This is a genomic window from Pseudomonas sp. MF6755 (genome assembly GCF_016405635.1).
In the GTDB taxonomy this organism is placed as follows: domain Bacteria; phylum Pseudomonadota; class Gammaproteobacteria; order Pseudomonadales; family Pseudomonadaceae; genus Aquipseudomonas; species Aquipseudomonas haemolytica.
In genome coordinates, this window is record NZ_JAEKDA010000020.1 from 56,168 (window position 1) to 69,754 (window position 13,587).

12 protein-coding genes are annotated in these 13,587 nt (G+C 59.1%); 2 read left to right on the forward strand and 10 right to left on the reverse strand.

Going from position 1 to position 13,587, the window contains the following annotated elements; genetic code table 11:
* The 4 genes from cyoB to hmpA form a co-directional block, all read right to left on the reverse strand.
* On the reverse strand, positions 1–2,019 hold the full coding sequence (cyoB, locus tag JFT66_RS24285; protein ID WP_034115928.1) for a cytochrome o ubiquinol oxidase subunit I: 2,019 nt from the start codon (positions 2,017–2,019) through the stop codon (positions 1–3).
* Between the two features lie 3 nt (positions 2,020–2,022).
* Entirely contained in the window at positions 2,023–2,964 is a 942-nt protein-coding gene (gene cyoA / locus JFT66_RS24290; RefSeq protein WP_034115929.1) for a ubiquinol oxidase subunit II, read from the reverse strand.
* Between the two features lie 794 nt (positions 2,965–3,758).
* Positions 3,759–4,265, reverse strand: coding sequence for a disulfide bond formation protein B (locus tag JFT66_RS24295; protein ID WP_198860332.1), 507 nt, complete (start codon positions 4,263–4,265; stop codon positions 3,759–3,761).
* Positions 4,266–4,430: 165 nt separating this feature from the next.
* Positions 4,431–5,612 (reverse strand): NO-inducible flavohemoprotein, encoded by a 1,182-nt coding sequence (gene hmpA / locus JFT66_RS24300; protein WP_198860333.1) that lies wholly within the window; start codon positions 5,610–5,612, stop codon positions 4,431–4,433.
* Between the two features lie 146 nt (positions 5,613–5,758).
* On the opposite strand from hmpA, the gene norR reads away from it, so the two are divergent.
* Positions 5,759–7,303 carry a nitric oxide reductase transcriptional regulator NorR gene (norR, locus tag JFT66_RS24305; RefSeq protein ID WP_198860334.1) on the forward strand — a complete coding sequence of 515 codons (1,545 nt, stop codon included), beginning with the start codon at positions 5,759–5,761 and terminating at the stop codon, positions 7,301–7,303.
* 96 nt (positions 7,304–7,399) lie between these two features.
* Here norR and JFT66_RS24310 read toward each other — a convergent pair whose 3' ends face one another.
* A complete protein-coding gene (locus JFT66_RS24310; RefSeq protein WP_034115933.1) occupies positions 7,400–8,302 on the reverse strand; it encodes a DMT family transporter in 903 nt (300 codons plus the stop codon).
* A 136-nt stretch (positions 8,303–8,438) separates the two neighbouring features.
* Here JFT66_RS24310 and JFT66_RS24315 point away from each other — a divergent pair, with 136 nt between their 5' ends.
* A complete protein-coding gene (locus JFT66_RS24315; protein ID WP_153839210.1) occupies positions 8,439–9,314 on the forward strand; it encodes a helix-turn-helix domain-containing protein in 876 nt (291 codons plus the stop codon).
* Positions 9,315–9,646: 332 nt separating this feature from the next.
* Here the strand turns inward: JFT66_RS24315 and JFT66_RS24320 are convergent, their stop codons facing one another.
* The 5 genes from JFT66_RS24320 to JFT66_RS24340 all read right to left on the reverse strand — a co-directional run bounded on the left by JFT66_RS24320 (position 9,647) and on the right by JFT66_RS24340 (position 13,564).
* Positions 9,647–10,558 (reverse strand): SDR family oxidoreductase, encoded by a 912-nt coding sequence (locus JFT66_RS24320; RefSeq protein ID WP_034115934.1) that lies wholly within the window; start codon positions 10,556–10,558, stop codon positions 9,647–9,649.
* 120 nt (positions 10,559–10,678) lie between these two features.
* Entirely contained in the window at positions 10,679–11,581 is a 903-nt protein-coding gene (locus JFT66_RS24325) for an alpha/beta fold hydrolase (RefSeq protein WP_153872403.1), read from the reverse strand.
* Positions 11,581–12,363 (reverse strand): class II aldolase/adducin family protein, encoded by a 783-nt coding sequence (locus JFT66_RS24330; RefSeq protein ID WP_198809862.1) that lies wholly within the window; start codon positions 12,361–12,363, stop codon positions 11,581–11,583. Before JFT66_RS24330 ends, JFT66_RS24325 begins: the two co-directional genes overlap by 1 nt.
* Positions 12,364–12,501: 138 nt before the next feature.
* On the reverse strand, positions 12,502–13,188 hold the full coding sequence (locus JFT66_RS24335) for an LrgB family protein (protein ID WP_034115937.1): 687 nt from the start codon (positions 13,186–13,188) through the stop codon (positions 12,502–12,504).
* Entirely contained in the window at positions 13,178–13,564 is a 387-nt protein-coding gene (locus JFT66_RS24340) for a CidA/LrgA family protein (protein WP_198860335.1), read from the reverse strand. Before JFT66_RS24340 ends, JFT66_RS24335 begins: the two co-directional genes overlap by 11 nt.
* Positions 13,565–13,587 lie beyond the last annotated feature (23 nt).

Below are 13,587 nucleotides of genomic sequence, written 5' to 3' on the forward strand. Positions count from 1 at the left end.
TTAAGCCTGTTCCAACGAGGTTTCTACACGGTTGGCCGGAATCTTCTTCTCGGCTACCAGGCGAGCGTGCTGCTCGGCTTCGATGCGTTCGATCGTTTCGACCGGCACCATGTAGCCTTGATCATCACGGGCAGCGTGAATGATGAAGTAACCGATAGTGCCCACCAGGCTCGCGATTGCCAGCCACCAGATGTGCCAGATCATCGCGAAACCGAACACGGTCAACAGTGCGCCCATCACCACGCCAGTGGCGGTGTTGTTTGGCATGTGGATCGGTTCGTAGTGCTTAGGACGCTGGTACGCAGTACCGTCTTCCTTGGCTTCGGTGAACGCATCGATGGTGTTCGCAGTAGGGATCACGGCGAAGTTGTAGAACGGTGGTGGCGACGAGGTCGACCATTCCAGGGTGTGGCCATTCCATGGGTCGCCGGATTCGCAAGCGTTCTGCTTACGGTCACGGATGCTCACGTACAGCTGGATCAACTGGCAGGCGATACCCACAGCGATCATCACCGCACCGAACATGGCAACGTACAGGTACGGTACCCACTCAGGGTTGGTGGTGGCGTTCAGACGACGGGTCATGCCCATGAAGCCCAGTGCATAGAGCGGCATGAATGCGACGAAGAAGCCGGAGATCCAGAACCAGAATGCAGCCTTGCCCCAGCCTTCGTGCAGCTTGAAGCCGAACGCTTTCGGGAAGTAGAAGGCGAAACCAGCGATGTAACCGAATACAGCACCACCGATGATCACGTTGTGGAAGTGCGCGATCACGAACAGGCTGTTGTGCAGTACGAAGTCAGCACCTGGAATGGCCAGCAGTACGCCGGTCATGCCGCCGATGGCGAAGGTCACCATGAAGCCAAGGGTCCACAGGACCTGGCTGGTCATGCGCAGACGACCGTGGTAGATGGTGAACAGCCAGTTGAATAGCTTCACCCCCGTCGGGATCGAAATCAGCATCGTCGCCAGGCCGAAGAAGGCGTTGACGCTGGCCCCCGAACCCATGGTGAAGAAGTGGTGCAGCCAAACCATGAAGCCCAGTACGGAGATTGCGCCCGATGCGTAGACCATCGAGTGGTGACCGAACAGGCGCTTGCCGGTAAAGGTCGAGATCACTTCGGAGAAGATACCGAACGCTGGCAGGATCAGGATGTACACCTCAGGGTGACCCCATGCCCAGAACAGGTTCACGTACATCATTGGATTGCCACCAAGTTCATTGGTGAAAATGTGGAAATCCAGGTAACGGTCAAGCGACAGCAGCGCCATGGTAGCGGCCAGGATCGGGAACGAAGCCACGATCAGCACGTTTGCCCAGGTGCAGGTCCAGGTGAAGATCGGCATGTCCATCAGTTTCATGCCAGGGGCGCGCATTTTCAGGACGGTGGCCAGGAAGTTGACCCCCGTCAATGTCGTCCCGAGTCCTGATAACTGTAGCGCCCAGATGTAGTAGTCCACACCCACGCCCGGACTGTACTGCAAGCCCGACAATGGCGGATACGCAACCCAACCGGTCTTGGCGAATTCGCCGACGCCCAGGGACACGTTGATCAGCACCACGCCGGAAACCAGCAGCCAGAAGCTCAGGGAGTTCAGGAACGGGTAGGCAACGTCACGCGCACCGATCTGCAGCGGCAAGGCCAGGTTCATCAAGCCGGTGAAGAATGGCATCGCCATGAAGATGATCATGATCACACCGTGGGCGGTGAAGATCTGGTCATAGTGTTCAGGCGGCAGGTAGCCAGGCGAACCCTCGGTGGCCATGGCCAACTGGGTACGCATCATGATGGCGTCGGCAAAACCACGCAGCAGCATGACCATGGCAACGATGACGTACATGACGCCGATTTTCTTGTGGTCGACCGACGTCAGCCACTCGGTCCACAGGTAGGTCCACTTCTTGAAATAAGTGATTGCTGCAAACAGTGCCAGACCACCCAGCGCGATCATGGCGATGGTAATCATCACAATCGGCTCGTGGAACGGGACCGCATCCCAACTTAATTTACCAAACATCGTTTACTCCTCTGCCCCAGCAGTTGAATGCGAGCCCGTGTCAGAACCTTCAACCACGGCCACTTCTTTCTTCTCGTGCTTGACCGGCTTGCCTGGCTTCATACCTTCGTACTTGTCGACGATTTTCTGAAACAGGTTCGGCTCATACGTGGAGTACAGGGCGACTGGGTTGTTTTGGCTTGGTTTGGTCAGGGCGTCGTATTCAGCTTGATCAAGCTGTTTAGGTGCGGCCTTGACTTCGGCTACCCAGGCGTTGAAATCTTCCTGGCTCGTCGAGATCGCTTTGAATTTCATGCCGGTGAAGCCAGCGCCGCTGTAGTTCGCGGAGATGCCTTCCATTACAGCTTTTTCGTTGGCGATCAGGTGCAGTCGGGTCTGCATGCCTGCCATCGCATAGATCTGACCGCCCAGGGCTGGGATGAAGAACGAGTTCATCACGGCGTCGGAGGTGATCCGGAAGTTAAGCGGGGTGTTTTCCGGGAACTGGATCTCGTTGACCGTGGCGATACCCAGGTCCGGGTAGATGAACAGCCACTTCCAGTCCAGCGCGACCACTTCAATATTGATCGGCTTGACGTCGGACTCCAGCGGACGGTAAGGGTCCAGTTCGTGGGTCGACTTATAGGTGATGTAACCCAGGGCGATGATGATGAGGATCGGCACCAGCCACACCGCAATTTCAATCTTGGTGGAGTGCGACCACTTGGGCGCGTAGGTCGCCTTGGTGTTCGACGCGCGGTATTTCCAGGCGAAGGCGAACGTCATGATGATCACAGGCACCACGACCAACAGCATCAGCAGGGTGGCGGTGATGATCAGGTTTCGTTGATCCAGACCGATCTGTCCTTTTGGGTCCATCAAGGTCCACTTGCAGCCTCCCAGCATTAACATCATGCCAAGCAGCGGCAAAAAGCCTAGTAATCGGGGGTACCTGTTTTTACTCATCTCACGACCTCTAAAGCAGCTTGCGCAATGCAGTTGGGTTTTGATCGCCAACACTTCACCCTGCCAAGGGTTGGCATTTCTCTTCGATTGAATAAGAGCCTGCCCGACACGTCATAACGGTACGTTTCACGGACCTGCAGTGAGTTCTTATTCGATTTCGTGGCTAAAGGCCTTGTTACAGACCAATTCCATTTGGTGCGGATAGTTGAAAGGCTGCCGGAACCTGGGGTCGCACAGAGCCTTCCATCTGCTCCTCGACCGCTCCAATGCTCAAAGATTGAACAGCACCGGACATTCAGTGCGGGCGATTGTAGTTAGCTAGCGATGTATAAACCATGTCTTATAAAGAAATAATTTTTATCGATTCCAGCAACAATCCTTCACCAAACTTGCAAAGATTCGCGATCTTATCGCGTTCAATTCTCAACAAAAACCACAAAAATTGCCGTGTTATTGGGCAGATTGCCACTTCCCTTACAGCTTGTAAGGGCTTGGTAAAGCTATCCAAGTCCCCATAAAACAAGGCATTCACAGATCCCACGGGCGCTCAGGCCTTACACGCTGCGCGGCGCCACCCGCACCACGAACTGACAGCACAATTTGTGCGCGGGGTGCAAATTTATGGGCCGATTTGGCGGGTCAGAAACGTCCTGCGACAGCGTCCGTGTGACAACATGTCGCACGCTGTGCACACCTAAAGTTGCCCCTCGTCACGGTGCTTTCACAAATCCCTACAAACAAAAACGCTCCGGCCTTCAAACAAGAAGGAACGGAGCGTTTTGCAGGCGCGAGACTCAGGCTTTGGGGTGACGATTACGATAGATGCACAAAGGCACCAGGATCACTGTCAGCACGAACGCCACCAACGCCCATTGGGCCAGGGACAGGCCGAGGATCGGCGGGTAGGGGGTACTGCAGAAACCGTCGACCTGGAAACCCAGGGGGAATACCTTGGCCAGGGGCAGGTCGTCGACGATCGGTTGCAAGACATCGATGCCGCAACTGACCTGGGGAAAGAACTGGGTGTACACATGATGGCCAGCGGCAGCCACCCCACCCAAGGCACTGAGCACTACCAGCCCCTCGAGGAAAGTCACCGCCCTCTCGCTGCGCATAGCGGCGCCGATGAAGGCGAAGAGTGCGATCAGCAACAAGGCGTAGCGTTGCAGGATGCACAAGGGGCACGGTGCCTCGCCCAGCACCACTTGCATGTACAGCGCCCCGCCAATCAGCGCCAGGCAGATGATGCCCAGCAACACCAGAAAGCGCCGCTCCCTGCCTAAACGAATGTCGTCAATCATCCCCGTTTCCCTTTACCTGATTATGGTTGTGCCTGATGGCAACAATTTTACACACAGGCAGTGGTTTAAACAGAGAGGGGTTAACGTGGGATTAATCAGCAGAAATACAGGACAAATGTGGGAGCAAGCCCCCTCCCACATTTTGTACAGCGTGGTGACTGAGGGTTACTCCAAGGCCGCAGCCGGGCCGAAGAACTCATAGCGCGCCTGCTTCTGCGGTACACCCAACGCGTTGAGATAGCGCTTGATCGCCGCCATGAAACCCTTGGGCCCCAGGAAGTACGCATCAATGTCACGCTCCTCGGGCAACCAGGCCGCCAGTTGCTCCTGGCTCAGTATCCCGACCTTGTCCGCCGCCGGGCTGATACCGTCCTCCTCCGCATAGCAATAGAAGCGCTTGAGCTGCGGATGCTGGGTCGCCAGGGTGTCCACCCAGTCACGGAACGCATGCACCCCGCCATTGCGGGCGCAGTGGATAAAGTGCACCGGGCGTTTGGTCGCCAGCGCTGCTTCGAGCATCGGCAGGGTAGGCGTAATGCCCACCCCGCCACTGATCAGCACCAGCGGTTTATCACTGGCTTGCAGGATGAACTCGCCCGAAGGTGGAAACAGGTCGACAGTGGCGCCGACGTGCATCTGGTCATGCAGGTAGTTGGACACCCGCCCACCGGCTTCGCGCTTTACGCTGATGCGGTACATGCCGGTATCGGTGAGGGCCGACAAGGAATAGTTGCGACGCACTTCTTCGCCATCGAGCTCCAGCTTCAGGCCGATGTACTGGCCAGGCTGGGAGGCAAGGATCGGGCCGTTATCCACTGGGGCGAAATAGAAGGAGATGATTTCGTCGCTCTCCTCCACGCGCTTGACCAGCAGGAACGGCCGCGCACCGCGCCAGCCGCCAGGCGCCTGGGCTTTTTCTTCGTAGATGGCCGCTTCGGCACCGATCAAAATATCCGCCAGTTGGCCGTATGCCTTGCCCCAGGCACTGATCACCTCTGGAGTGGCAATCTCGCTGCCCAACACTTCGGAAATAGCCCGTAGCAGGCAGGCACCAACGATAGGGTAATGCTCGGGAAGGATCTGCAAGGCCACATGCTTATTGATGATCTTGGCCACCAGGTCGCCCAATTGATCCAACTGGTCGATATGCCGCGCGTACATCAGCACCCCGTTGGCCAGAGCGCGGGGCTGGTCGCCACTGGACTGGTGAGCCTGATTGAATAGCGGACGTACTTCGGGATATTCAGAAAGCATCATGCGATAGAAATGGGTGATCAACGCTTCGCCGCCGCTTTCCAGCAGGGGCACAGTGGATTTGACGATTGCACGGTCTTGGGCACTTAGCATGGGAGACTCCAGGTCTTTTTACTGATTACCTTTGAGTACTCAGCAATCGTGCCAACTTATAAATTCTTATATTTCAACGACTTAAATATAAAGTAGTCAGTATGACTCCCTACACTTTATAGTCACAAGGACTACAAGGAGTCATTATGACTGCAAAACCACTGCTCACTACCTTACTGCCGCTGGTCGCCGACCTGTCCCGGGAATTGCCCGAAGGCGAGCGCTACCGACGCCTGCTGCAAGCCATGCGCGCCCTGCTGCCCTGTGACGCCGCCGCGCTGCTGCGCCTGGAGGGTGAGTGGCTGGTGCCGCTGGCCGTGGATGGTTTGAGCCCCGACACCTTGGGCCGACGCTTCAAGGTCAGCGAACACCCGCGCTTTGAAATACTGCTGAGCAGCCCCGGCCCTACCCGCTTCGACAGCGACAGCCAATTGCCTGACCCCTATGACGGCCTGGTCGCAGGTTTGCACGGCCATCTGGAAGTCCACGACTGCATGGGCTGCCCGCTGTTTATCGACGATCAACCCTGGGGGCTGTTGACCCTGGATGCCCTCGACACCGAGCGCTTTGAACGGGTAGAACTGGACGCCCTGCAAGCCTTTGCCAGCCTCGCCGCGGCCACGGTCAATGTGGCTGAGCGCATCGAACGCCTTGCCTTGCGGGCTGAAGATGAGCATCAACGCGCCGAAATCTATCGTCAGGCCAGCGGCCAGCAGCACAAGGAAATGATCGGCCAGAGCAAGGCACACAAGCGCCTGGTTGACGAAATCAAACTGGTGGGTGGCAGCGACCTCACCGTGCTGATCACCGGCGAAACCGGGGTCGGCAAGGAACTGGTGGCCCAGGCGATCCACGCGGCGTCCTCCCGCGCCGACAAACCGATGATCAGCCTCAACTGCGCCGCACTGCCCGAAACCCTGGTGGAAAGCGAGCTCTTCGGCCATGTGCGCGGTGCCTTTACCGGCGCGCTGAACGAGCGTCGCGGCAAGTTCGAATTGGCCAATGGCGGCACTTTGTTCCTGGATGAAGTGGGTGAGTTGTCGTTGACCGTGCAGGCCAAGCTGCTGCGCGTGCTGCAAAGCGGCCAGTTGCAGAGACTGGGCTCGGACAAGGAGCACCAGGTGGACGTGCGCCTGATCGCCGCGACCAACCGCGACTTGGCCGAAGAGGTGCGCAATGGCCGCTATCGTGCCGACTTCTACCACCGTTTGAGCGTGTACCCGCTGCAAGTGCCGGCTCTGCGGGAGCGCGGGCGTGATGTGCTGCTATTGGCAGGCTTCTTCCTCGAACAGAACCGTTCGCGCATGGGCCTGGGCAGCCTGCGCCTGACCGGCGACGCCCAGGCGGCGTTGTTGGCCTACAACTGGCCGGGCAACGTGCGCGAGCTGGAACATCTAATCGGCCGCAGTGCATTGAAGGCACTGGGTAACTGTCTCGAACGCCCGAAGATTCTGAGCCTGAGCGCCCACGACCTGGACTTGCCCGACGTCACAGCAGCGGTGATCGAAGTACCGATCGAAACGGTGCCCATGGCCACTGGCGACCTGCGCCAGGCCACCGAGCACTATCAGCGCCAGGTCATCAGCGCCTGCCTGGAACGCCATCAGCACAACTGGGCCGGCGCTGCCCGCGAACTGGGCCTGGACCGCGCCAACCTTGGGCGCATGGCCAAGCGCCTGGGCCTGAAATAGGTCAAATGTGGGAGGGGGCTTGCTCGCGAAGGCGGCGGCCCAGCAAGCATTGAGGTTGACTGACCCACCGCCATCGGGAGCAAGCCCCCTCCCACATTAGATTTGTTTCGCATGGAACACAGGGGTTACCGGCTTGGGCCTACGAAACACCAAGACATTCCCCAACATCACCAGCACCAGCCCCACCAACGCCGGCGCAGTCCACTGGTAGCCCTCGGCGAACGCCGACACATTCAACGCCACCACGGGGAACAAAACGGTGCAATACGCTGCCTTTTCCGGCCCCATGCGGCCGACCAAGGTGAGGTACGCAGTAAAACCAATCACCGAGCCCGGGATCACCAGGTACCACAGCGCACCGATATACCGCGCACTCCAATCCATCTCGAACGGAATACCGCGCACGGCGCAATAGGTCGCCAACATCGCCGCGCCATAGGCCATGCCCCAGGCATTGGTGGTCAACGGCTTGAGCCCGGCCTTTTGTTGCAGGCTCGAGAGCATATTGCCCGCCGAGAAGCACAGGGTTCCCAGCAACGCCAGGCCCAGGCCCAACAACGTCTGCGGGCTGGCGGTATGCCCAACCAGTTCCGGCCAGAACAAAAAGCCCAGGCCCAGCAACCCAAGTGCGCCGCCCATCAACACGTTACGTGCAACCCGCTGGCCGAAGAACACACGGGCATTCAGTGCGTTCCACAAAGTCGCCGTGGAGAACACCACCGCCACCAAGCCGCTGGGTATCCACTGGCTGGCGGTGAGAAAACACATGAAGTTGACGCAGAACAGGCACAGGCCCTGAGCCAGGCAAATCAGATGTCCGCGTCGGTTCATCACCTGTAACTTGCGGCTCAGCAGCAACAGCACGAACAGCACCAGCGCAGCCAAGCCGAAGCGATACACAATCGACACCGGAATTTCTACCACGCCCAACTGCCATTTGAGCGCGATCCAGGTGGTGCCCCAAATCAGCACCGTGAGTAAATACAGGAAAAGGTTCATAGCGGGCTCCATCGATTGAGCCACAGTGTTGCCTTCAACCCTTGAAAGGTTCTTGCATATTCTTGCGCTTTTGTCCGGCGATGGGCTCACAGCGCGAGCCTCGGAGAGTAGGATGCAAGGCGTCGGAGAACACACCATGCCCGAGCTGGAATCCCTGCAAGTCTTTCAATCCCTCAACCGTTCGCCCCACGCACGCCTGGAAGCCTGCGCCGAGCTCGGTGACGGCTTGTCTGCGGCCGTGTGGAGCAACCACCACGACGCCCAGGATTACCAGGCGCCCAGCCATCACACGTTGTCGTGCTATATCGGCGGCGGCACCGGCACCTTTCGCCGTGATCAACCGGGCACCAAGGGCGGCCCCGACAAGCTGTGCATCCTGCCAGCCGAGCATCAGTCGGCCTGGGTGATCAATGGCGAGATTCGCCTGGCCCACGTGTATTTCAGCCCGGAACAATTTGCCCTCGGCTGTATCACCCTGCTCGACCGCGAGCCGCGGGAACTGCAATTGCGCGAGAGCACCTTCCTCGAAGACGCCCGCCAGGCCCGGCGTTTTCACCAATTGGTCGGCCTCAACTGGCACGAGCCCGGCGAGCGCCTGCTGACCAGCAGCCTGGCCCATGAAATGCTCAGCCATACCTTGCTCAGCCAAGTCGGCGCTCGCGAAGGCTTGCGCTGGAAAGGCGGGTTGGCGGCGCACCAGCGGCGGTTGCTCGTGGAGTACATCGACCATCACCTGGAAGACCCCATCAGCCTCGGCCAGTTGGCCGCGATGTGCGCCCTGTCGGAATACCATTTTGCCCGGATGTTCCGGCAAAGCTTCGGCGTGCCGCCCCATCAATACCTGTTGGCACGGCGGCTGGCACGCGCGCAAAGCCTGCTGCGCGGCAGCGCACTGCCGATGGGCGAAGTGGCCTTGATGTGCGGCTTTTCCAGCGCCAGCCATTTCAACCAGCGCTTTCGCCAAGCCATGGGCGCCACGCCTGGCGAATACCGCCAGGCGTTCTACGCCTGACGGGCACTCTGCCCTGAGCAAAAGGCGCGCACCCGACTATTGTCAATTCTGTAACAGTCCTTGTCCTGAATTGCTATTACTCATTTTGTTACAACCGACTATTCTTACTTGGCTTTCAGGGCAAACGGCCCGCTCCCCTTTCGGGAGAAAAGCTGAATTTCAACAGATTGATCCTGTATTCATTCTGTTCCCGGTGTTCACTGACGTTGATTTGTTGCTCCTTGATCCAACGTCTTACTTCGGCCGCTGCCTATGCAGCGGCCTTTTTTATGCCGGCATAAAAACGGAGCGTCATTGTCGCCCCGCGGGATTCACTGTTTTTCTGGCAATGATCAGAGGCTGAACTTCTGCAAGTTGGCCATCATTTCCTTCAATGCCTCGATATTGTCCTTGGGGTGCGCGGCCCCTTCGAAATCGCAGATCTGCTGCCAATGCGCGGCCACATCATCAGGTGAGAAGCCGGCTTCGGGATCAAAACCCACGCCCAGGCTGCGCTCCCAACGGGTCTTGCCGATCCAGCCACCCCCGACTTCAAATAACCCCGATGTTTCCTGGCAAGCATCGCTGCCCAGGTACACCACCAATGGGCTGACCAGTTCCGGCTTGAGCCGCTCGAACACCTGCGGCGGGATCAGCCCTTCGGTCATGCGCGTGCCGCCCGTGGGCGCAATGGCGTTGACCAGGATGTTGTTCTTGCGCCCTTCCAGCGCCAGGGTGCGGGTCAAACCATACAGGCCCAACTTGGCCATGCCGTAGTTGGACTGACCGAAATTGCCGTAGATGCCCGAGGTGGACGCGGTGAAAATCACCCGGCCGTAACCCTGCTCGCGCAGATGGGGCCAGGCGGCGCGGGTTACCTTGTAGGCGCCTTCGACATGCACCCGGTAAACCAGGTCCCAGTCACTGTCGTCCATCTTGTGGAAGGTCTTGTCGCGCAGGATTCCGGCGTTGTTGACGACCACGTCGATGCGGCCGAATGCGTCCAGGGCGTTCTGTACAATCTTGTCGCCGTCGGTGACCGAATCATGATTGGCTTCGGCAAGGCCGCCCGCCGCTCTAATCTCTGCTACCACCCGGTCGGCCGCCGAGGCATTTGCGCCCTCGCCTTGGGTTGAGCCGCCAAGATCATTAACCAATACTTTGGCGCCGTGCTTGGCGAACAGCAGCGCATGGGCCCGGCCCAAGCCACCACCGGCACCGGTGACGATCACGACCTTATCCTGGAACTGCACTGACTCACTCATACCGAACTCCGCTGGCGACTATGGGAATGGGCAGAGTGTCACGCACAGGGCCTTTGGTCACAATAAAGACGGCAAGGGCTGAATGGTGCTCGATAAGGCATCAGGATGATGCCCTGACGCTCAGGAATAGGCCGCCCGCGGGAACGGATGACCGATACGATCACGAAACGCCTGGTAATGCTTGAGCACCTGTACCGGCGCTTCGATCTGCGGGTAATGGCCGATATTAGCCAGCAATACGGTGTCCGCGTGAGGCACCAACTGGCGATAGCGCTCGACCATATGAGCACCAGAAATCGGGTCCACCTCGCCGTCGATCACCCGCAACGGCACATCGGTGCGTTGCATGGCCGCCACCCAGCGCTCACGCAGGCGACGCCGTTGGGGAATGTAAGCGATCAGCTTATGCAGGATGCGCGGGCCGTCATTGCCACTGATCAAGCTCCAGAAATCATCCAGGGCACTTTCACTGGCGCGCGTCTGGGGGCCGAAAATCTGGTTGAAACTGCTGGCCAAGGCACTGCGCCCGAAGGCCCGACCGATCATCCAGCCCACGGGGCTGAGCAACAATTTTTGCACCAGCGTCGGGCGATGGGTTTCCGGGAACAGCCCGCCGTTAAGGAACACGCAGCTGGCCATCTGGAACCGGCCCTCGTAATGCCGGGCCAGTAATTCCTGGGCGACGCTGTCGCCGTAGTCATGGGCCAATACGTGCACCGGCCGCTCCACACGCAGGTGCTCAAGCAGCGCCTGTTGCAGGTCGGCTTGCTCCAGCAGGCAATAGTCATGATTCAGGGGCTTGGCCGAATCACCAAAACCGAGCATGTCGCAGGCGATCACCAAGTTGCGCTGAGCCAAGGGTTGCCACAGGTAATGCCAATCCCAGCTGGCGGTGGGGAAACCATGGATCAACAGCAAAGGCTCGCCCTGCCCGGCTACCCAATAGCGCAGGGCATGGCCACGGAAGACGAAGTCCTGGCCGCGTTTGCGCCAGGCTCTGAGCGGTATCTCGGCGAGTGGCATCAGTTTTTATACCCGGGATCCTGGTTGTCCAGTTTGCGTAGCAGCGCCGGCCAGGCCAGCGCGCCCCCCATACCTTGGGCGCTCTTTGTGACAGCAGCCACCATTGCCTTGGCGCCGGACAGGATGTGCGGATGGATGGCAATCAACTCGGTTGCGCCGTTCTGTGCCAGTACCTGGATATCACAGGCGCGCTGGAAGGTGAACATCATCAGGAAGGTGTCGGCGATGCTATTGGCGCAGGTCAGCAGCCCGTGGTTATGCAGCATCAGGAAGTTGTTCTCGCCCAAGTCGGCCTGCAGGCGAGCCTTTTCCTCGTGGTTCAGCGCTACGCCTTCATAGGCGTGATAGCCAAGGCTGGACAGCACAAACAGCGATTGCTGGCTGATGGGCAACACACCCTGTTTTTGCGCAGAAACCGCCACACCCGCAGCGGTATGGGTGTGCAGCACACACGTCACGTCATGGCGTACTTCGTGGATGGCGCTGTGGATGGTATAGCCCGCAGGGTTGATCTCGTAGGGGCTGTCCATCTGTTTGTTGCCAGCCTGGTCGACCTTGACCAGGCTCGAGGCGGTGATCTCGTGGAACATCAGCCCATAGGGGTTGATCAGGAAATCCTCAGTCCCCGGTACCTTGGCGGAAATATGCGTGAAGATCAGGTCGTCCCAACCGTGCATCGCCACCAGGCGATAACAGGCCGCCAGGTCGACGCGGGTCTGCCATTCGGCAGCACTGACCTGGGCTTTGACATTCTGTGGCGATAAAGCGGGGGCTAGGCTCACGGCAATGACCTCCTGGGCGCACTTCTTATAGTGTCGAAAGTGAGAGCCAGTCTAGTCAGACGCCGAGGCGGAAGTAGTTGCCTTCGCAGCCAGCTTGATGACTGAGCGAGTCAGCCATGAGGATAGTACAAATTCGTGTCAGAGAAGTGCAGTCAATAATGGCGCAGCGAACAGGTTGAGCAGCCCCGTCAGTACCATCACCAAGCCTGCCACCGACCCCTCCTCACCGCCCACTTCCCGCGCCCGGCTGACGCCCGCCCCATGGGCACCCACGCCAAACAAGGCGCCGCGCGCCAAGGGTGTACGCAGCGGCAACCATTTAAGTAGCACGCCGCCGAGCATGGCGCCGAACACCCCGGTGAACATCACGAATACGGCGGTGAGTTCCGGTACGCCTCCCAGGTCGGATGACACCGGCATGGCAAACGGTGTTGTGATCGAGCGCGGCACCAGCGACAGGGTTACCGAACTGTCCAGCGCCAGCGCCTTGGCCAGGCCGAACGAGGTGCCTATGGACGCCACGCTACCCGCCACCATGCCCAGCACTAATGCCGACCAGTGACGCGCCAGCAAGCGCCGCTGTTGCCAGATCGGCACGGCAAATGCCACGGTGACCGGCCCCAGCACCAGCATCAGCCAGTGGGTATCGGCGGCGTATTCGGCGTAGGCAGTGTTCATTGGTACCGCCACCGCCAACAGCAGCGCCGGTACCAGGATCAATGGCGACAACAGATAGCGCCCAGTACGCGCATAGACCCAGCGGCTGAAGAGGTAAGCGCCCAGTGTCAGCACGAGCCAGAACACCGGCATCAGCTCAAGCTTCATGTCGCACCCTCCAGCGGCAGACCATTTCCACAGTGAATGCGGTCACCAGCATCACCGAAAGCGTGCTCAAGCCAATCACCAGCAAGATGCGCCAGCCGTCATTGCGCATCAGGCCGCCGTAATCGAGCAGGCTCATCAAGGCCGGGATAAAGAACAGCAGCATCTCGGCCATCAACACCCCGGCGCCTAATTGCAGGGTGGCCGGCTTGACCAGCCCGCTGGCAAACGCTGCCAGCAACAGGCCCAGGCCCACCACGCCACCGGGGATCGGCCAGGCGAACCCTACCACCAATTGGCAACCAAGTTGATAGATGGCCAGTAGCACGAGCAGTTCGGCCAGCAGGCGGGCCACGTGTTTGAAGGTGAAGTGTTTCATGGGCTTTGGTTCCTCCGCAGGCA

Bases quoted from the DNA above. Each gene is read 5' to 3' on its own strand.
- cyoB (WP_034115928.1), bottom strand. From the start codon at position 2,019: ATGTTTGGTAAATTAAGTTGGGATGCGGTCCCGTTCCACGAGCCGATT.
- cyoA (WP_034115929.1), bottom strand. From the start codon at position 2,964: ATGAGTAAAAACAGGTACCCCCGATTACTAGGCTTTTTGCCGCTGCTT.
- JFT66_RS24295 (WP_198860332.1), bottom strand. From the start codon at position 4,265: ATGATTGACGACATTCGTTTAGGCAGGGAGCGGCGCTTTCTGGTGTTG.
- hmpA (WP_198860333.1), bottom strand. From the start codon at position 5,612: ATGCTAAGTGCCCAAGACCGTGCAATCGTCAAATCCACTGTGCCCCTG.
- norR (WP_198860334.1), top strand. From the start codon at position 5,759: ATGACTGCAAAACCACTGCTCACTACCTTACTGCCGCTGGTCGCCGAC.
- JFT66_RS24310 (WP_034115933.1), bottom strand. From the start codon at position 8,302: ATGAACCTTTTCCTGTATTTACTCACGGTGCTGATTTGGGGCACCACC.
- JFT66_RS24315 (WP_153839210.1), top strand. From the start codon at position 8,439: ATGCCCGAGCTGGAATCCCTGCAAGTCTTTCAATCCCTCAACCGTTCG.
- JFT66_RS24320 (WP_034115934.1), bottom strand. From the start codon at position 10,558: ATGAGTGAGTCAGTGCAGTTCCAGGATAAGGTCGTGATCGTCACCGGT.
- JFT66_RS24325 (WP_153872403.1), bottom strand. From the start codon at position 11,581: ATGCCACTCGCCGAGATACCGCTCAGAGCCTGGCGCAAACGCGGCCAG.
- JFT66_RS24335 (WP_034115937.1), bottom strand. From the start codon at position 13,188: ATGAAGCTTGAGCTGATGCCGGTGTTCTGGCTCGTGCTGACACTGGGC.
- JFT66_RS24340 (WP_198860335.1), bottom strand. From the start codon at position 13,564: ATGAAACACTTCACCTTCAAACACGTGGCCCGCCTGCTGGCCGAACTG.